The organism is Stenotrophomonas sp. TWI700 (genome assembly GCF_039673645.1).
GTDB classification, from domain to species: domain Bacteria; phylum Pseudomonadota; class Gammaproteobacteria; order Xanthomonadales; family Xanthomonadaceae; genus Stenotrophomonas; species Stenotrophomonas maltophilia_AA.
In genome coordinates, this window is record NZ_JBDJMB010000004.1 from 125,463 (window position 1) to 143,812 (window position 18,350).

The 18,350-nt window shown below is 63.9% G+C and carries 27 protein-coding genes; 1 reads left to right on the forward strand and 26 read right to left on the reverse strand.

Annotated features, from left to right (window positions below):
* Positions 1-18 precede the first annotated feature (18 nt).
* Together ABE473_RS05285 and ABE473_RS05290 are read right to left on the reverse strand one after the other, a co-directional pair.
* Complete coding sequence (locus ABE473_RS05285; RefSeq protein WP_179460854.1) at positions 19-1,164, reverse strand: mechanosensitive ion channel domain-containing protein; 1,146 nt, start codon at positions 1,162-1,164, stop codon at positions 19-21.
* A 105-nt stretch (positions 1,165-1,269) separates the two neighbouring features.
* Positions 1,270-2,661, reverse strand: coding sequence for a 3-deoxy-7-phosphoheptulonate synthase class II (locus tag ABE473_RS05290; protein ID WP_179460853.1), 1,392 nt, complete (start codon positions 2,659-2,661; stop codon positions 1,270-1,272).
* A 214-nt stretch (positions 2,662-2,875) separates the two neighbouring features.
* Here ABE473_RS05290 and ABE473_RS05295 point away from each other — a divergent pair, with 214 nt between their 5' ends.
* Complete coding sequence (locus tag ABE473_RS05295; protein ID WP_346488751.1) at positions 2,876-5,008, forward strand: TonB-dependent receptor; 2,133 nt, start codon at positions 2,876-2,878, stop codon at positions 5,006-5,008.
* Between the two features lie 111 nt (positions 5,009-5,119).
* Here the strand turns inward: ABE473_RS05295 and ABE473_RS05300 are convergent, their stop codons facing one another.
* The 24 genes from ABE473_RS05300 to rplB all read right to left on the reverse strand — a co-directional run bounded on the left by ABE473_RS05300 (position 5,120) and on the right by rplB (position 18,346).
* Entirely contained in the window at positions 5,120-5,629 is a 510-nt protein-coding gene (locus ABE473_RS05300; RefSeq protein ID WP_070426690.1) for a disulfide bond formation protein B, read from the reverse strand.
* Positions 5,630-6,015: 386 nt separating this feature from the next.
* Complete coding sequence (rplQ, locus tag ABE473_RS05305) at positions 6,016-6,402, reverse strand: 50S ribosomal protein L17 (RefSeq protein WP_123728453.1); 387 nt, start codon at positions 6,400-6,402, stop codon at positions 6,016-6,018.
* A 201-nt stretch (positions 6,403-6,603) separates the two neighbouring features.
* Entirely contained in the window at positions 6,604-7,602 is a 999-nt protein-coding gene (gene rpoA, locus ABE473_RS05310) for a DNA-directed RNA polymerase subunit alpha (protein ID WP_176990880.1), read from the reverse strand.
* Between the two features lie 54 nt (positions 7,603-7,656).
* Entirely contained in the window at positions 7,657-8,286 is a 630-nt protein-coding gene (gene rpsD / locus ABE473_RS05315) for a 30S ribosomal protein S4 (protein WP_019186164.1), read from the reverse strand.
* Between the two features lie 14 nt (positions 8,287-8,300).
* Entirely contained in the window at positions 8,301-8,690 is a 390-nt protein-coding gene (gene rpsK / locus ABE473_RS05320) for a 30S ribosomal protein S11 (RefSeq protein WP_017355427.1), read from the reverse strand.
* Positions 8,691-8,702: 12 nt separating this feature from the next.
* The gene (gene rpsM, locus ABE473_RS05325; RefSeq protein ID WP_346488752.1) at positions 8,703-9,059 is read right to left on the reverse strand and encodes a 30S ribosomal protein S13; all 357 of its coding nucleotides are present in this window, start codon (positions 9,057-9,059) and stop codon (positions 8,703-8,705) included.
* A gap of 344 nt (positions 9,060-9,403) precedes the next feature.
* Entirely contained in the window at positions 9,404-10,759 is a 1,356-nt protein-coding gene (secY, locus tag ABE473_RS05330; protein WP_176990879.1) for a preprotein translocase subunit SecY, read from the reverse strand.
* Between the two features lie 3 nt (positions 10,760-10,762).
* Positions 10,763-11,206 (reverse strand): 50S ribosomal protein L15, encoded by a 444-nt coding sequence (gene rplO / locus ABE473_RS05335; RefSeq protein ID WP_019186161.1) that lies wholly within the window; start codon positions 11,204-11,206, stop codon positions 10,763-10,765.
* 4 nt (positions 11,207-11,210) lie between these two features.
* On the reverse strand, positions 11,211-11,402 hold the full coding sequence (gene rpmD / locus ABE473_RS05340; RefSeq protein ID WP_019186160.1) for a 50S ribosomal protein L30: 192 nt from the start codon (positions 11,400-11,402) through the stop codon (positions 11,211-11,213).
* Entirely contained in the window at positions 11,395-11,934 is a 540-nt protein-coding gene (gene rpsE, locus ABE473_RS05345) for a 30S ribosomal protein S5 (RefSeq protein WP_121042884.1), read from the reverse strand. Before rpsE ends, rpmD begins: the two co-directional genes overlap by 8 nt.
* Positions 11,935-12,092: 158 nt before the next feature.
* On the reverse strand, positions 12,093-12,446 hold the full coding sequence (rplR, locus tag ABE473_RS05350) for a 50S ribosomal protein L18 (RefSeq protein ID WP_121042882.1): 354 nt from the start codon (positions 12,444-12,446) through the stop codon (positions 12,093-12,095).
* 32 nt (positions 12,447-12,478) lie between these two features.
* Entirely contained in the window at positions 12,479-13,006 is a 528-nt protein-coding gene (rplF, locus tag ABE473_RS05355) for a 50S ribosomal protein L6 (RefSeq protein WP_176990877.1), read from the reverse strand.
* Positions 13,007-13,024: 18 nt separating this feature from the next.
* Positions 13,025-13,423, reverse strand: coding sequence for a 30S ribosomal protein S8 (gene rpsH, locus ABE473_RS05360; protein WP_019186156.1), 399 nt, complete (start codon positions 13,421-13,423; stop codon positions 13,025-13,027).
* 241 nt (positions 13,424-13,664) lie between these two features.
* Complete coding sequence (gene rpsN / locus ABE473_RS05365) at positions 13,665-13,970, reverse strand: 30S ribosomal protein S14 (protein WP_121042878.1); 306 nt, start codon at positions 13,968-13,970, stop codon at positions 13,665-13,667.
* Between the two features lie 18 nt (positions 13,971-13,988).
* Positions 13,989-14,531 carry a 50S ribosomal protein L5 gene (rplE, locus tag ABE473_RS05370; protein ID WP_176990876.1) on the reverse strand — a complete coding sequence of 181 codons (543 nt, stop codon included), beginning with the start codon at positions 14,529-14,531 and terminating at the stop codon, positions 13,989-13,991.
* A gap of 10 nt (positions 14,532-14,541) precedes the next feature.
* Entirely contained in the window at positions 14,542-14,859 is a 318-nt protein-coding gene (gene rplX / locus ABE473_RS05375) for a 50S ribosomal protein L24 (protein ID WP_017355416.1), read from the reverse strand.
* A gap of 16 nt (positions 14,860-14,875) precedes the next feature.
* A complete protein-coding gene (gene rplN, locus ABE473_RS05380; RefSeq protein WP_038690286.1) occupies positions 14,876-15,244 on the reverse strand; it encodes a 50S ribosomal protein L14 in 369 nt (122 codons plus the stop codon).
* Positions 15,245-15,257: 13 nt separating this feature from the next.
* Positions 15,258-15,527: a 30S ribosomal protein S17 gene (gene rpsQ / locus ABE473_RS05385; RefSeq protein WP_176990875.1), complete on the reverse strand. Its 270-nt coding sequence runs from the start codon at positions 15,525-15,527 to the stop codon at positions 15,258-15,260.
* Between the two features lie 11 nt (positions 15,528-15,538).
* Entirely contained in the window at positions 15,539-15,724 is a 186-nt protein-coding gene (gene rpmC, locus ABE473_RS05390; protein ID WP_019186151.1) for a 50S ribosomal protein L29, read from the reverse strand.
* Complete coding sequence (gene rplP, locus ABE473_RS05395; protein ID WP_019186150.1) at positions 15,724-16,137, reverse strand: 50S ribosomal protein L16; 414 nt, start codon at positions 16,135-16,137, stop codon at positions 15,724-15,726. The genes rpmC and rplP overlap by 1 nt, the downstream gene beginning before the upstream one ends.
* Positions 16,138-16,142: 5 nt before the next feature.
* Complete coding sequence (gene rpsC, locus ABE473_RS05400) at positions 16,143-16,877, reverse strand: 30S ribosomal protein S3 (RefSeq protein ID WP_121042874.1); 735 nt, start codon at positions 16,875-16,877, stop codon at positions 16,143-16,145.
* A 17-nt stretch (positions 16,878-16,894) separates the two neighbouring features.
* A complete protein-coding gene (gene rplV, locus ABE473_RS05405; RefSeq protein WP_017355410.1) occupies positions 16,895-17,230 on the reverse strand; it encodes a 50S ribosomal protein L22 in 336 nt (111 codons plus the stop codon).
* A 12-nt stretch (positions 17,231-17,242) separates the two neighbouring features.
* Positions 17,243-17,512 carry a 30S ribosomal protein S19 gene (gene rpsS / locus ABE473_RS05410; RefSeq protein ID WP_019186148.1) on the reverse strand — a complete coding sequence of 90 codons (270 nt, stop codon included), beginning with the start codon at positions 17,510-17,512 and terminating at the stop codon, positions 17,243-17,245.
* Positions 17,513-17,518: 6 nt separating this feature from the next.
* Positions 17,519-18,346 (reverse strand): 50S ribosomal protein L2, encoded by an 828-nt coding sequence (rplB, locus tag ABE473_RS05415; protein WP_017355408.1) that lies wholly within the window; start codon positions 18,344-18,346, stop codon positions 17,519-17,521.
* Positions 18,347-18,350 lie beyond the last annotated feature (4 nt).

Consider the following 18,350-nt stretch of genomic DNA (forward strand, 5'->3'; position numbering starts at 1 on the left):
CCGACCAACGGTCGGTACCTACCGGGTCGCGTCGCCCGGGTCCGGCAGGATCGCCGGCTCACCATCCTCGGCACCGGGCGAGCGCACATCCTCGGCCGGCTGCGAACGTGCGCGGCGCGTCGGCGTGGCTTCCTGGTTGAGCTCGGCACGGGTGCGCGGCAGTGCCTGCGGATGCTCGCGCGCCAGGAAATCGAGCATGCGCTCGCGCACGATGCAGCGCAGGTCGAAGGCATCACCGGAGTTGCGCGCGCTCACCAGCAGACGCACCTGCAGCGTGTGTTCGCTGGTTTCGGTCACCTGGGTCACGCAGACCTGGCCATCCCATAGCGCCTCGCCTTTGCAGATCCGCTCCAGTTCGGCGCGGATCGCCGGGATCGGCGCGGTGTAATCCAGCCACAGGAACGCAGTGCCAAGCAGATCGGCGCTGCGCCGGGTCCAGTTCTGGAAGGGGTGCTCGATGAACCAGGTCAGCGGCACCACCATCCGCCGCGCGTCCCAGATCCGCACCACCACGTAGCTGCTGTTGATCTCTTCCACGCGGCCCCATTCGCCCTCGACGATGACCACATCGTCCAGCCGGATCGGCTGGGTCAACGCGATCTGCAGACCGGCGATCAGGTTGCCGAACACCGGCTTGGCCGCGATGCCGGCGACCAGGCCGATGATGCCGGCCGAGGCCAGCAGCGCGGTGCCGATCTGGCGCACCATCGGAAACGTCAGCAGGATCAGCGACACACCCACCAGGATGATCGCGCCCATCAGCACACGGCTCAGCACCCGGGTCTGGGTCTGGATGCGGCGTGCCTCGAGGTTGTCGGCTACCTCCATCGGGTGATCGCGCAGGATCGCCTGCTCGCCGGCGGCCACCGCGCGTACCAGCAGCCAGATGAAGCAGCCGGTCAGGCCGATATGCAGCAGCCGCAGTGCCTGCTCGAGCCGGTGCTCCTGCAGCGGCGTGGCCTCCAGGGCCGGAATTAGCAGCAACAGCGGCAGCGCGAACGCCAAGGGCCGGCTGATCACCCGCGCGATGCGGGCACGGCGGTAATCACGGTCTTTCAGACGACGCGTCAACGCCATCAGCAACCACCAGCCACTGATCCCGATCGCCAGCGCGATCGAGATGGGCCAGAGATACAGCGCTGCCTGCTGCCAGTCGACGGTCACGGCACGCTCCTGTGTTCTTCGCGGGGGGAGTCCACAGGATGCCGATGCCGCCATGACCATGGTGTCAGGCGAATGTAAGGTGCGTGTCGAGGACACGCACCGATATCAGTCGGCGTAGTGCGCCTGCTTGCGCACGATCGCCATCGCGATCTCCAGCGACTGTTCGTAGTTCAGGCGCGGATCCACCGAGGAACGGTAGGCACGCTCCAGATCACGCTCGGTCAGCTCGCGCGCACCGCCGGTGCATTCGGTCACATCCTCACCGGTCAGCTCCAGGTGCACGCCGCCCAGCCGCGTGCCGGCCGCGGCGTGCAGGTCGAAGGACATCTCGACCTCGCCACGCACGTTGTCGAAACGACGCGTCTTGTAGCCGTTGCTGGTGCTCTCGGTGTTGCCATGCATCGCATCGCACACCCACAGCACGCGCCGGCCATCGCGCTTGACCGCGTTCAACAGCGGCGGCAGTTTCTCGGCGATCTGCGCCGCGCCCATGCGGTGGATGAAGCTCAGGCGGCCCGGCTCGTCATCTGGATTGAGCACATCGATCAGGCGCAGCAGCTGGTCCGGCTGCACCGACGGCCCGACCTTGATCGCGATCGGATTGCGCACGCCACGCAGGTATTCCACGTGCGCGCCATCCAGTGCGGCGGTGCGCATGCCGATCCACGGGTAATGCGTACTGAGATTCAGCCAGCCCTGCTGGCGCGGCACCTGGCGGGTCAGCGCCTGCTCGTACGGCAGCAGCAGCGCTTCGTGCGAGGTGTAGAAGTCGATCCGGTTGAGGTTGTACACCTGCGCGCCGGACAGCGTCTCCATGAAACGCACCGCATCGCCGATCGAGGACACCATCTTCTGGTAATCGGTGGCCAGCGGCGAATGCCGCACCCACTCCAGGTTCCAGTACTCGGGGTGGTGCAGATCGGCGAAGCCGCCATCGATCAGCGCGCGCACGAAGTTCATCGTCATCGCCGAGTGCGCGTGCGCCTGCAGCATCCTGCGCGGGTCCGGCAGGCGGGCCGCTTCGGTGAACTCCGGCGCATTGATCACGTCGCCGCGGTAGCTCGGCAGGGTCACGCCGTCGCGGGTTTCGGTATCGGCCGAGCGCGGCTTGGCGTACTGCCCGGCGAAGCGCCCGACCCGGATCACCGGCTTGCGCATGCCGTGCACCAGCACCAGGCTCATCTGCAGCAGCACCTTCAGCCGGTTGGAGATGGTGGTCGATTCGCAGTCGCTGAAGTTCTCCGCGCAATCACCGCCCTGCAGCAAGAAGCGCTTGCCCTCCTGGGCCTCGGCCAGCTGCTGCTTGAGCGCCAGGATCTCCCAGGAGGTCACCAGCGGCGGCAGCCGCTTCAGCTCGTGCAGGGCGGCATCCAGCGCCAGCGGGTCCGGATAGGTTGGCAGCTGAAGCGCGGGCTTGCCACGCCAGCTCTCCGGCGACCAGGCAGCGTCGACAGCGGTCGCGGCGGGATCGGCTACGGGCGGGGCGGACAGGCTCATCACGGACTTCCGGGGTGTGGGGCCGGTCATGGTCGCAGAGCGCGCCCCCGACGCAAAGGGGCGGTCATGCCGGCCCAGGCTGAACGCCGAAGAAAGGCCACGGCGATCGGCCAGATCGGGCATGGTCCACCGGCGTGGGACAGGCGCATGATTTGTTACGGAGTAACACTCGCCAGGCCGGCCCCTCCTCCCTTTGCCCAGCCAAGCCATCCCCATGAAGCCTTCCCTGCTTGCTACCGGTATCGCTGTTTCCCTGGCCCTGACCGGCCTGCCCGCCCTCGCCGACGCACCCACGAGCGGCGCCCCGGCCCCCGCGGTCACCGATCTGGACGCGGTCACCGTCAGCGCCCAGCTCGACCAGGCGCGCAACGCGCTGTCGCCGGATATCGGCAGCAGCCAGTACCAGATCACCGCCGAAGACATCCAGCACCTGCCGCTGGGCGCGTCCACCCCGTTGAACCAGGTGCTGCTGCAGGCGCCAGGGGTGGTCCAGGACTCTTACGGCGGCGTCCACGTGCGCGGCGACCACGCCAATCTCCAGTACCGGCTCAACGGCGTCCTGCTGCCCGAATCGATCTCCGGCTTCGGCCAGACCCTGGATGCCCGCGCGATCAAGAGCATCCGCCTGATGGACGGCGCCCTCCCGGCGCAGTTCGGCGAGCGCACCGCCGCCGTGGTGGACATCACCACCCGCAGCGGCGCCGAGCTGGGCAATGGGGGCAGCGCCGGCCTCACCGCCGGCGCCTACGGCAAGCTCAACCCCAACGCCTCGTGGTGGGGCAGCCAGGGCCGCTGGAGCGGATACCTGACCGGCAACTACGACCAGAACCAGGCCGGCATGGAAAACCCCACCGCCTCGCGCAGGCCGGACCACGATGACACCCACCAGGGCAAGGCGTTCGCCGACCTGACCTACCTGGTCAACGAAGACACGCGCCTGAGCCTGTTCGCCGGCTTCTCCAACAACCGCTTCCAGATCCCGGTCAACCCCGGCCAGATGCCGCAGTTCGGCTACCTGGATACCGTCAACGCGGACTCGGCCGCGCTGGATGAAAACCAGCGCGAGACCACCCGCTTCGGCATGCTGGTGCTGCAGGGCTCGCTGGGCAGTACGGCCTACCAGGTCTCGGCCGGCCAGCGGTACAGCGACCTGTCCTTCCGCCCGGACCTCGCCGGCGACCTGATCTTCAACGGCGTCGCCTCGCGGGTGGAGCGCAGCAACCGCGCCAACACCGTGCAGGCCGATGTCTCCACTCCGCTCGGTGAAAACCACACGCTGCGCTATGGCCTGTACGTCAACGCCGAACGCGCCCGCGCCGGCAGCGACACCTGGGTGTTCCCGGTCGACGCCGACGGCCAGCAGGCCAGCACCACGCCACGGCGCATCCCGGAGGCGAGCGCCTTCAACGCCACCACCACCGCGGTCTACCTGCAGGACGAATGGCGGATCGGCGCGGACTGGACCGTCAACTACGGCCTGCGCGGCGACCGCTACACGGCCTTCGGTGGCACCGAAGGCCAGCTCAGCCCGCGTCTGGGCGTGGTCTGGAACGCCAGCGCCAGCACCACCGTGCATGCCGGCTACGCGCGCTACTTCACCCCGCCGGCGAGCGAACTGGTGGCCAGCAGCGACATCGGCCTCTACGACGGCACCACCAACCAGCAACCGGCCGGTGGCAGCACCACCCCGCTCTCCGAGCGCAGCGACTACTACGACATCGGCGTCTCCCAGCAGGTCGGCGAACACCTCACCCTCGGCCTGGACGCCTACGATCGCAAGGTCGACCGCCTGCAGGACGAAGGCCAGTTCGGCGCCGCCTACATCTACTCCACCTTCAACTACCGCCTCGGCCACATCCACGGCGTGGAGTTCAGCGCCGACTACAGCCACGGCCCACTCAGCGCCTACATCAACGCCGCCTACAACAAGGCCATGGGCAAGCAGGTCATCACCGGCCAGTACAACCTCGATCCCGAGGCACTGGCTTACGTCCAGAACAACTGGATCCATCTGGATCACGACCAGAAACTGACCTCGTCGGGCGGCATCAGCTACGCCTTCGCCGGCCATAACCGCCTGGGCGCCGACTACGTGTTCGGCAGCGGCCTGCGCTCGGACACCGACGGCGTCCCGAACGGCGGCGAACTCCCCGCCTACCTGCAGCTCAACCTCAGCGCGGCCCACGACTTCAACGCCGACAGCGGCCACCCGCTGCACGCACAGCTCGCCCTGGTCAACGCACTGGACCGCAGCTACCAATTGCGCGACGGCGGCGGCATCGGCGTCTTCGCCCCGCAATGGGGCCCCCGCCGCGGCGCCTACCTCAGCCTTCAGCAGGACTTCTGAGCGGAGCCGGGAAGTCCTGCCAGCGGATCAGATCAGGCGCATCCCCACCTGATCGCCGCACCCGATCTGGCCGCGCACGCGGGCCAGGTCGGCTGGCGGACCTGACCGTCCTCAGTGACGCCGACGTGCACGGAACGCCGTCACCAGCGCCCACACCGCCAACGCCGCGAACCACACCAGGCTCCACATCGGCATCGTCAGGCCCAGGAACTGCCAATCGATATTGCCGCAGTTGCCGGTACCGGTCAGCACCGTCCGGAACACCTCGAAGGGCCCCATCGTCTCACTGAGGAAACTCAACGGCGGCCCACAGCTCGAGCCCATGTCCTGCGGCAGCAGCTGCACATACACATGCCGGCCGGCAATGCCGATCCCGACCGCCGCCGCGATGAAGGCGAGCACCCCATACGTCTTCCGCCCAGCCGGATCGCGCGGACCATGCAGCGCCCCGATCAGGAACAGCAGCCCCAGCGCCGCGAACGCAATCCGCTGGAAAATACACAACGGACACGGCTCCAGCCCCATCTTCAACTGCAGGAAGATCGCATACCCCAACAGCGCCGCGCAGACCAGGAACCCCAGCAGGAACTGGGCGCGGAAACTCCAACGCAATGGATTCATTGCCAACACTCGTGAAAGTCCAGGCCCCAAGATTAACAGGGCCGTGACCGCCCACGTCCATGCGCACCTGCCGACCATCGGCGCAGCCGACCGGACAGCGTGTTCCGTACACCAAGCGGAACCACCCGAACGTAGCGACGGTACTGCGGAGCCGGCCAGCGGCCGGCACTACCCACGCACCGCGACCGCCACATGCTCCGCTTCTCCCCCACCCGCGCCGACGCCCCACCCTCACCCGCAGCGCCATGCTCCAGCCGTTGCCGTTGCCGTTGCCGTTGCCGTTGCCGTTGCCGTTGCCGTTGCCGTTGCAATGATCCAACCCCCAGAAACGGAAAAACCCGGCACAAGGCCGGGTTCTTCACCGAATTACGGGTGTAGCTCGAAGATTACTCTTCGACGGCTTCAGCCACGGCAGCCGGACGATCGACCAGCTCCACGTAAGCCATCGGCGCATTGTCGCCAGCGCGGAAACCGCACTTCAGCAGACGCAGGTAACCGCCCGGACGGGTCGCGTAACGCGGGCCCAGGGTGGTGAACAGATTGCCGACGGCTTCGTTGTCGCGCAGGCGAGCGAACGCCAGACGACGGTTGGCAACCGAATCAACCTTGGCCAGGGTGATCAGCGGCTCGGCAACGCGGCGCAGTTCCTTGGCCTTCGGCAGGGTGGTCTTGATCAGCTCGTGCTTGAACAGCGACGCAGCCATGTTCTTGAACATCGCTTCGCGATGGGCGCTGGTACGGTTGAACTTACGACCGGACTTCATATGACGCATGACGGTGATTCCTGAAGTGAATGTTGGATCGGTTGGGTATCGCTGTCGCCATCCTGGCGTTGCTGCTTGGACTGCGGATGGTCCGGTGCCAGCCGTCCTGGCTGGCCGTCACCGCAGGCTATCGACCTGTCGGTGCGGGGTGTTGCGGGTGAAGCCCCCGCACCCGAAGGTGCGGGGTCAAGCATCTTGCGTAGCGCTGGATCAGCCGAGCATGCCGTGCTGGGCGACACCGGCCGGCGGCCAGTTCTCCAGCTTCATGCCGAGCGAAAGACCGCGCTGTGCGAGGACTTCCTTGATCTCGGTCAGCGACTTCTTGCCGAGGTTCGGGGTCTTGAGCAGCTCCACTTCGGTCTTCTGGATCAGATCGCCGATGTAATAGATGCTCTCTGCCTTGAGGCAGTTGGCCGAACGCACGGTCAGTTCCAGGTCGTCGATCGGGCGCAGCAGCACCGGATCCACGCCGTTGTTGGCCGGCTTGGCTGCACCGCGGTCGCGGTGGGTGAAGTCACCGAAGACCGACAGCTGATCGCTGAGGATGTCGGCGGCAGTGCGCACGGCTTCCTCGGCATCGATCGTGGCGTTGGTTTCGATGTCCAGCACCAGCTTGTCCAGATCGGTACGCTGTTCAACGCGGGCCGCTTCCACCGAATAGGCGACGCGACGGACCGGCGAGAACGAGGCGTCCAGAACCAGACGGCCGATGGCACGGGTTTCTTCATCCGGACGACGACGGGCAGCAGCCGGCTGATAGCCGAAACCGCGCTCGACCTTCAGACGCATGTTGATCGCCACATCCTTGGTGAGATGGCAGATCACATGATCCGGATTGAGGATCTCGGTGTTATGGTCGATCTTGATATCGGCAGCGGTCACGACACCCGGACCCTGCTTGGACAGCGACAGCGTAGCGTTGTCACCGGTATGCATGCGGATGGCCACATCCTTCAGGTTGAGCAGGACTTCCAGCACGTCCTCCTGCAAGCCTTCAAGCGTGGTGTACTCGTGCAGTACGCCATCGATTTCCACTTCGGTGATGGCGAAGCCCGGGATGGACGACAGCAGCACGCGACGCAGGGCGTTGCCCAGCGTATGCCCGTAACCACGCTCCAAGGGTTCGATCACGACCTTGGCGCGGGTATCGGTAAGGCGTTCGATCTGCGGACCGCGAGGACGCAGAACCTGGTTGGCGGTAACCGTCATGTTGCGGGTTCTCCTGCGAACCTCCGGTGTGACCCGGAGGTTCTCCAATGTGAATTACTTCGAATACAACTCGACGATCAGCGCTTCGTTGATATCCGCAGGCAGGTCCGAACGATCCGGCACGGCCTTGAAGATGCCGGCGAACTTGCCGGAATCCACTTCAACCCACGACGGACGCAGGTCATGCGTGGCAGACACGGTCAGGGCTTCCTGGACGCGCAGCTGCTTGGCAGCCTTCTCGGACAGAGCGACGGCGTCGCCAGCCTTGACCTGGTACGAAGCCAGGTTGACCGACTTGCCGTTCACGGTGACACCGCGGTGCGAGACCAGCTGACGGGCAGCCGGACGGGTCACTGCGAAGCCCATGCGGTAAACGACGTTGTCAAGACGGGTTTCCAGCAACTGCAGCAGGTTCTCGCCGGTGTTGCCCTTCTTGGTCGAGGCCTTCTTGTAGTAGTTGCGGAACTGACGCTCCAGCAGACCGTAGATACGCTTGACCTTCTGCTTTTCACGCAGCTGGGTAGCGTAGTCGGACAGCTTGCCCTTACGGGCAGTGGCGCCGTGCTGGCCGGGCTTCTGCTCCAGCTTGCACTTGGAGTCCAGCGCGCGCGCCGGGCTCTTGAGGGAAAGGTCGGCGCCTTCGCGGCGGGCGAGCTTACAGGTAGGACCGATATAACGAGCCATTTCTTATCGCTCCTTTAGACGCGACGCTTCTTCGGCGGACGGCACCCGTTGTGCGGGATTGGCGTCACGTCGATGATGTTGGTGATCTTGTAGCCCACGTTGTTCAGCGAGCGCACGGCCGACTCACGACCCGGACCCGGGCCCTTGATGCGGACTTCCAGGGACTTGACGCCGTAGTCGAGCGCGGCGCGGCCGGCCTTCTCGGCAGCCACCTGGGCAGCGAACGGGGTGGACTTACGCGAACCGCGGAAGCCAGCGCCACCGGAGGTCGCCCACGACAGAGCGTTGCCCTGACGGTCGGTGATGGTCACGATGGTGTTGTTGAAAGAAGCGTGGACGTGGGCGACGCCGTCAGTGACGACGCGCTTGATCTTCTTCTTGGTCTTAGCGACGGGCTTAGCCATTTCTTAGGTCCCTTACTTCCTGATCGCCTTGCGCGGGCCCTTGCGGGTGCGGGCGTTGGTACGGGTGCGCTGGCCACGAAGCGGCAGACCGCGACGGTGACGCAGACCGCGGTAGCAGCCCAGATCCATCAGGCGCTTGATCGCGATACCGATTTCACGGCGCAGATCGCCTTCCACGATGTACTTGCCGATTTCGAGACGCAGACGCTCGATTTCCGGCTCCGACAGATCGCGGATCTTGGTGGTCGAGGTCACGCCTGCGGCGTCGCAGACCTTCTTCGAACGGGTACGGCCGATGCCGTAAATGCTTTGCAACCCGACCCAGACGTGCTTCTGGGCTGGCAGGTTGACGCCTGCAATACGCGCCATGACGCGGTTCTCCAGCTGAGTGATGGCCGACAGCGCACCAAGGGCGCGCCAATCCGGCAGGATGGATCAAAAAATGAACGTGCGATTCTATCAAGGTCTCGGTTTACTTTGAAGCCCGTGGAACCTGGCGGTTCCATGGACCCGGCGTGGGGAGTGTGCCCATGCTCCGGCGCCGGATGTCGTTGACTGCAGAGGTTGCCCTCGCCGTCGCCTGCGCTACTCCCGCGCAGGACCACCACATCACACCCCCACCCGAAACCGCTGCGGGGGCCGCCCTTCGATTTGGAAGGCCAGTCCGGGAACCGGAGGGCCTTCGCAACAAGAAGACTAGTGTAACAGGTCAATCAGCCGCGGGCAAAACCGCCGCGGTTGCCGCCCTTCAGGTTGGCCTTCTTCAACAGGCTCTCATACTGGTGCGACATCAGGTGCGCCTGGATCTGGGCAATGAAGTCCATCACCACCACCACCACGATCAGCAGCGAGGTGCCGCCGAAGTAGAACGAGGCGCCGAGCTGGGTGCGCAGGATTTCCGGCAGCAGGCAGACGATCACCAGGTACAGCGAGCCGGCCGCGGTCAGGCGGGTCAGCACGGCATCCACGTAGTCGGCGGTGGCTTTGCCCGGACGGATGCCCGGAATCAGCGCGCCCGACTTCTTCAGGTTGTCGGCGGTTTCCTGCGAGTTGAACACCAGCGCGGTGTAGAAGAACGCGAAACCACTGATCAGCGCGGCGAACACGATCATGTGCAGCGGCTCGCCCGGCCCGAGGGCATTGGCGACCTTCTGCAGCCACGTGGCCGAACTGGCCTGGCCGGACCACATGGCCAGCGTCGTCGGGAATGCCAGGATGCTCGAGGCGAAGATGGCCGGGATCACGCCCGCCATGTTCAGCTTCAGCGGCAGGAACGAGGTCTGGTTCATGTACGCGTTGCGGCCACCCTGGCGACGTGCGTAGTTCACCGTGATGCGGCGTTGGCCGCGCTCGACGAACACCACGAAGTAGGTGAAGGCCAGCACCACCAGCACGATCAGCAGCAGGGCGATGAAGCTCATGTTGCCGTCGCGGTAGGCTTCCACGGTGTGGATGACCGCGCCCGGCAGGCCGGCGACGATGCCGGCGAAGATGATCAGCGACACACCGTTGCCGATGCCACGCTCGGTCACCTGCTCACCGACCCACATCAGGAAGATGGTACCGGCGGTCAGCGCGACGATGGCGGTGAGCACGAAGCCCATGCCCGGTGCGTAGACGACCGGGGCACCGCCCGGGGACACCTGGTTCTGCAGCGCCAGCGCGATGCTGCCGCCCTGCACCACCGCCAGGAACACGGCGCCGATGCGGGAATATTGGGTGATCTTGCGACGACCCGACTCACCTTCCTTCTGCATCGACTTCAATGCCGGGAAGATGTGGACCGCCAGCTGCATCACGATGGATGCCGAGATATACGGCATCACGTTCAGCGCGAAAATGCTGAAACGGTGCAGGGCGCCGCCCGAGAACATGTTGAACATGTCCACGATGCCGCCGCCCTGCGCCTGCATGAGCGCAAGCATGGCATCGGGATTGACGCCAGGCACCGGCACATAACAGCCGATGCGGTAGACGATCAATGCCCCGATGACGAACAGCAGTCGCTGGCGGAGTTCCGTGAACTTGCCGAGCCCGCCGCCGAGGTTACCAATGCCAGCTTGCGCCATGTCTTACTCCTGTACGCTGCCGCCGGCAGCTTCGATCGCGGCCTTGGCACTGGCCGTTGCAGCGACGCCCTTCAGGGTGAAGGCCTTGGTCAGGTCACCCTTCATGACGATCTTGGCACGCTTCGCGGTGCTCGGGACCAGCTTGGCAGCGCGCAGCGCGGCAAAGTCGATCTCGCCAGCTTCCAGACGCTCAAGCTGGTAGGACAGCACTTCAGCAGTGTCCTTGGCGATCTTGGAACGGAAACCGACCTTCGGCAGACGACGCTGCATGGGGGTCTGGCCGCCTTCGAAGCCCGCCTTGATCTTGCCGCCACCCTTACGGGCGAACGAACCCTTGTGGCCGCGGCCGCAGGTCTTGCCCAGGCCGGAGCCGATACCACGACCGACGCGGGTACGCTCTTTACGAGCGCCCGGTGCCGGGCTCAATTCATTCAGATGCATGGTCATTGGATTATTCCTCAACCTTGACGAGGTAGTGGACCTTGTTGATCAGGCCGCGAACCTGCGGACTGTCCTTCAGTTCACGCACATCGTTGAGCTTGTTCAGGCCCAGGGCACGCACCGACAGGCGGTGACGCGACTGGGTGCCACGCAGGCCAGCCACCAGGCGGACCTTGACGGTCTTGACGGTTTCATTAGCCATGGTTGAGATCCTCCACCTTCTTGCCGCGCTTGGCCGCGATGCGGGCCGGCGACTGCATTTCGCTCAGACCCTTCAGCGTGGCGCGAACCAGGTTGATCGGGTTGCGCGAACCGACGGCCTTGGCCAGCACGTTCTTGACGCCAACGGCTTCCAGGACGGCGCGCATGGCACCACCGGCGATCACACCGGTACCTTCGGAGGCCGGCATCATGAACACGCGGGCTGCGCCGTGGCCGGACTTCACCGGGTGCCACAACGTGCCGTTGTTCAGATCGACATTGGCCAGGTTCTTGCGAGCCTGTTCCATCGACTTCTGGATGGCGACCGGCACTTCGCGCGCCTTGCCGTAACCGAAACCGACCTTGCCTGCGCCGTCACCGACCACGGTCAGTGCGGTGAAGGTGAACTGGCGACCGCCCTTGACGGTCTTGCTGACGCGGTTAACCGCGACCAGCTTCTCGATCATGCCGTCGTCGACTTTCTCTTCGCGGCGATCGCGATCGCGACCCCGCTGCTGACGTTCTTCTGCCATGTTGATTCCTTGATTGATTGAGTATGTACGGCTCAGGGCCGCTTATAGCTGTGAGATGGAGCGGTGATTCGAGAGCCCCTGCAGAAGAAGGACGTCGCCCGGCGCAACCCGCGCCGGCAGGCAGGTGGAAGCGGGGACCAGCCCCGCTTCCTTATCCCTTAGAACTGCAGGCCGCCTTCGCGGGCTGCATCAGCCAGTGCCTTGATGCGACCGTGGTAGCGGTAGCCCGAGCGGTCGAAAGCGACCTTCTCGATGCCCGCAGCCTTGGCGCGCTCGGCGACCAGCTTGCCGACCTTGGTGGCGGCGTCGCTGTTCTTGCCGTTCTTCAGGCCTTCCTTGACGTCGGCCTGGGTGGTGTTGGCCGAAGCCAGCACCTTGGAGCCATCGGCGGTGAAGACCTGGGCGTACAGGTGCTGGCCGGTGCGCAGCACCGACAGGCGCGGCACGCCGAGCACACGGATGTGTGCACGGGTCGACTTGGCACGACGCAGACGAGCGATGTTCTTGTTCATGATCTTTTTCCTTGGAAAGCTGAGGACCTGAATTAGGCCTTCTTGGCTTCCTTACGAATGATGACTTCGCCGGCGTACTTCACACCCTTGCCCTTGTAGGGCTCCGGCGGACGGAAGCCACGGATCTTGGCGGCAACTTCGCCAACGCGCTGCTTGTCGGTGCCCTGGACCAGCACTTCGGTCTGGGTCGGGGTCGAGATGGTGATGCCTTCCGGCGCCACGAACAGGACCGGATGCGAGAACCCGAGCGACAGGTTCAGATCCTTGCCCTGCATGGCGGCACGGTAACCGACGCCGACCAGCTCAAGCTTGCGCTCGAAGCCTTCGGTGACGCCCTTGACCATGTTGGCCAGGATGGCGCGCACGGTGCCGGTGAGGGCGACCAGCGAGGCATCGTTGGCGGCCAGGGTGGCAACGCCGTTGTCGACAGTGATTTCAACGCCAGCAACCTTGACAAGCGACAGGGTGCCCTTCGGGCCCTTCACGCTGACGGATTCCGGCTGGATGTTCAGTTCAACGCCCTTGGGCAGGTTGACTGGCTTCTTGGCTACGCGGGACATAGTTGGTTCCTTCTCGCCTTAGGCCACGAAGCACAGGACTTCGCCGCCGACGCCCAACTGGCGCGCCTGCGCATCAGTCATGATGCCCTTGGAGGTGGAGATGATGGAGATACCCAGGCCGTTGAGGACCTTCGGCAGCTCGGACTTGCCACGGTACTGGCGCAGACCCGAACGCGAGAAGCGCTTCAGGGTCTCGATGACCGGCTTGCCCTCGAAATACTTCAGGACGATTTCAAGCTCGGCCTTGTTGTTCTCGATCTTGGTCACGCGCAGATCGGTGATGTAGCCTTCGGCCTTCAACACCTCTGCGATTGCCACCTTGATCTTGGACGACGGTGCTTTCACCGTCTGCTTGCCAACCGCGGCCGCATTCTTGATGCGTACCAGCAGGTCGGCGATGGGATCAGTCATGCTCATAGTCGATACCTTTGAGTGCACCGATATCCGCTTTCGCGAAAATCTTGTGTCTACCTGGAATGGGCCAGGGCCCGTCTTCACACACTGCTCACGCCTTGCGGGCGAGCAAGACGCGGGAGTATACGGCAAAAAGAGCCCGACTTGCGTCGGGCTCCCTTAATCCGGGATCAGGGCCGGCAAACCGGCCCCTCTCCCCTGCCCTGCGCCGTGAAGGCGCCGGGCAGTTGAAGGGACGAATCCCTTACCAGCTGGCCTTGCGCAGGCCCGGCACGTCACCACGCATGGTGGCTTCGCGCAGCTTGTTGCGGCCCAGGCCGAACTTGCTGTACACGCCACGCGGGCGGCCCGAGAGCTCGCAACGGTTGCGGTGACGGCTCGGCGACGAATCGCGCGGCAGCTTCTGCAGCTTGATGACGGCCTCGGCCTTTTCGTCGTACGACGCGGTCGCGCTGGAGATGATCTTCTTCAGCTCTTCACGCTTGCCGGCGTACTTGACGGCCAGCTTCGCACGCTTGAGGTCGCGGTTGACCATGGAGGTCTTTGCCATTTCGGATTCCTCGACGTATCAGTTACGGAACGGGAACTTGAACGCTGCGAGCAGCGCCTTCGCTTCCGCATCGGTCTTGGCGGTGGTGGTGATGGCGATATCCATGCCGCGGATCGCGTCGACAGCGTCGAAGTCGATTTCCGGGAAGATGATCTGTTCCTTCACACCCATGTTGAAGTTGCCACGACCGTCGAAGGAACGACCCGAGACACCACGGAAGTCGCGCACGCGCGGCAACGAGATGTTGATCAGACGGTCCATGAACTCGTACATCTTTTCACGACGCAGCGTGGTCTTGCAGCCGATCGGCCAACCATCGCGGATCTTGAACGATGCCACCGAGACGCGGGACTTGGTCACGATCGGCTTCTGACCGGAGACCTTGGCCATGTCGGCGACGGCATTTTCCAGGATCTTCTTGTTCGTGGCTGCTTCGCCGACACCCATGTTCAGGGTGACCTTGACCAGCTTCGGAACCTGCATCGGATTGGTGTAGCCGAACTGCTTCATCAGCGCCGGCACCACTTCTTCCTTGTAAAACTTTTCGAGACGGGTATTCATCAGCGCATCCTCAGGCGTCGAGCGCCTCACCGCTGGAGCGGAACACACGCAGTTTGCGTCCATCCTCCAGCACCTTGAAACCAACGCGTTCGCCCTTGCCCGAAGCCGGGTTCAGCACATTCACGTTGGAGATATGGATCGACGCTTCACGCTCGACCACGCCGCCGGCAACGCCTGCCTGCGGGTTCGGCTTGGTGTGGCGCTTGACGATGTTCACGTTGGCGACGATCACACGATCGCCGTCGACGCGGACGACTTCGCCCTGCTTGCCCTTGTCCTTGCCGGTGTTGACGACGACCTGGTCGCCCTTCTTGATACGGTTAGCCATGATTATCTCCTGTCGCTCACAGCACTTCGGGAGCGAGCGAGACGATCTTCATGAACTTCTCGGTACGAAGTTCACGCGTCACCGGTCCGAAGATGCGGGTGCCGATCGGCTCTTGCTTGTTGTTGAGCAGGACCGCAGCGTTGGCGTCGAAACGGATCAGCGAACCGTCGGCGCGACGCACACCCTTGCGGGTACGCACCACGACGGCGTCGAACACTTCACCCTTCTTGACCTTGCCGCGCGGGATCGCATCCTTCACGGTGACCTTGATGATGTCACCGATGTGGGCGTAGCGACGCTTGGAGCCGCCCAGCACCTTGATGCACATCACTTCCTTGGCACCGGAATTGTCCGCGACCTCGAGGTAGCTCTGCATCTGGATCATGATTCAGATCTCCTTATTGAGCCGCACGCGTGATGACTTCCACCACGCGCCAGTTCTTGGTCTTGGACATCGGAGCAATCTCGGTCACGCGGACGACATCACCTTCGTTGCAGGTGTTGTCGGCGTCGTGTGCATGGAGCTTGGTCGAACGCTTGATGTACTTGCCGTACAGGGCGTGCTTGACCAGGCGTTCCACCAGCACGGTGACCGTCTTGTCCATCTTGTTGCTGACGACACGGCCTTCGACCGTACGCAGCGTTTTGTTTTCAGTATTTTCGCTCATCGCGGCCATCCTTACTTGGTGCTGCCGAGCAGGGTCTTGACGCGAGCAATCTCGCGGCGAACCCGGCGGGTTTCGTGGGTCTTCGGCAGCTGGCCAGTGACCTGCTGCATACGGAGCGAGAACTGCTCCTTACGCAGGTCGATCAGGTGGCTCTTCAGGTCGTCAGCCGACTTTTCGCGAAGTTGTTTGATATCCATCAGAGCACCGTCCGGGTCACGAAAGTGGTGGTCACGGAGAGCTTGGCGGCAGCCAGGCGGAACGCCTCACGTGCCACGTCTTCCGCGACGCCTTCGATTTCATAGATCATGCGGCCGGGCTGGATCTGGGCTACCCAGTACTCCACGTTGCCCTTACCAGAACCCATTCGGACTTCGATGGGCTTCTTGGTGATCGGCTTGTCGGGGAACACTCGGATCCACATCTTGCCGCCGCGCTTGACGTAGCGGCTGATCGAGCGGCGGGCCGCTTCGATCTGACGCGCGGTCAGCTGACCATGAGCGGTTGCCTTCAGGCCGTATTCGCCGAAGCTGACAGCGTTGCCGCTCCAGCTCAGACCATCGTTACGGCCCTTGTGTACCTTGCGGTATTTGGTTCGCTTGGGTTGCAACATTGTCGTTACCTCGCTTCACGAGCCGGGCGCGACGGACGGTCACCGCGGTCGCCGCGATCGTTACGATCGTTGCGCGGGGAATCGTCCTGCTTTTCCTGGCCAACCTGGGAGAAATCGAAGACTTCGCCCTTGTAGATCCAGACCTTGATGCCGATGATGCCGTAGGTCGTCTTGGCTTCAGCGAAGCCATAGTCGATGTCGGCACGCAGCGTATGCAGCGGCACGCGGCCTTCGCGGTACCACTCCGAACGGGCGATTTCCGCGCCGTTCAAGCGGCCACCGACGTTGACCTTGATGCCCAGGGCACCGAGGCGCATCGCATTGCCGACCGAACGCTTCATCGCGCGGCGGAACATGATGCGACGCTCCAGCTGCTGCGCGATCGACTCGGCAACCAGCTGTGCGTCCAGCTCGGGTTTACGCACTTCGGTGACGTTGATGTGCGCCGGGACGCCCATCATTTCGCTCACTTCCTTGCGCAGCTTCTCGATGTCCTCACCGCGCTTGCCGATCACCACGCCCGGACGGGCGGTGTGGATCGTCACGCGAGCGGTCTTTGCCGGACGCTCGATCAGGATCTTGCTGATGCCGGCCTGCGCAAGCTTCTTGCGCAGCATTTCCCGCACCTTCAGGTCGGCTGCCAGATAACCAGCGAACTCGGCCTTGTTGGCGTACCACTTGGAGTTCCAGTCCTTGGAAATGCCGAGGCGGATACCAATCGGATGAACTTTATGACCCATGGTGTTTTCCTTTCCGCTTACTTGCCGGCGCCCACAACCACAGTGATGTGGCTGGTGCGCTTGAGGATGCGGGTGCCGCGGCCTTTCGCCCGCGCCATGAAACGCTTCAGGGTCGGACCTTCATCTACCATGATGGTCTGTACCTTCAGCTCGTCGACGTCGGCGCCCTGGTTGTTCTCGGCGTTTGCAATAGCCGACTCCACCACCTTCTTGATCAGGTGGGCAGCCTTCTTGTCCGAGAACTTCAGCAGGTTGACCGCACGCTCGGCCGGCAGGCCGCGCACCTGGTCAGCGACCAGGCGGGCTTTCTGCGCAGAGATGCGCGCGGAGCGCAGGATTGCTTTCGCTTCCATTGTCATCTCTCCTTACTTGCCCGACTTCTTGTCACCACCGTGACCCTTGAAGGTCCGGGTGATGGCAAATTCGCCGAGCTTGTGGCCGACCATGTTCTCGTTGACGAGCACCGGAACGTGGTTCTTACCGTTATGAACGGCGATGGTGACGCCTACCATTTCCGGCAGGATCATCGAACGGCGCGACCAGGTCTTGATCGGCTTCTTGCTACCCGCAGCGGCTTCCACCTTCTTGATGAGGTGGTGATCGACAAACGGGCCCTTCTTGAGTGAACGTGCCATGGTCGATTAGCCCCTACGATCGCGGACGATGAATTGCTGGGTGCGCTTGTTATGGCGCGTCTTGTAACCCTTGGTCGGGACACCCCACGGGGTGACCGGATGCGGGTTGCCCTGGCCGGCCTTCGCCTCACCACCGCCGTGCGGATGGTCAACCGGGTTCATGGCAGCACCACGAACGGTCGGGCGGACACCGCGCCAGCGCTTCGCGCCAGCCTTGCCCAGCTTTTCCAGGTTGTGTTCGTCGTTGCCGACTTCACCGATGGTGGCGCGGCACTCGACCGGCACCTTACGCATTTCACCCGAGCGCAGGCGCAGGGTGGCGTAGATGCCTTCACGAGCGACGAGCTGCACGGCAGCGCCGGCGGCACGCGCGATCTGGGCACCCTTGCCCGGCTTCAGTTCGATGCCGTGGACAGTGGTACCGACCGGGATGTTGCGCAGCGGCAGGGTGTTACCGGTCTTGATCGGCGCATCCGAACCCGCGATCACCTGGTCACCGGCCTTCAGGCCCTTCGGTGCGATGATGTAGCGGCGTTCGCCGTCGACGTAGCACAGCAGGGCGATATGGGCGGTGCGGTTCGGATCGTATTCGATGCGTTCCACGCGCGCCGGAATGCCTTCCTTGTTGCGCTTGAAGTCGATGACACGGTAGTGCTGCTTGTGACCACCACCCACGTGACGGGTGGTGATGCGGCCGTGGTGGTTACGACCACCGGACTTGCTCTGCGGCTCCAGCAGCGCAGCATGCGGCGCGCCTTTGTGCAGATCGGGCGTGACCACGCGCACGGCCGAACGACGGCCGGGAGAAGTGGGTTTGAATTTCATCAATGGCATGGGA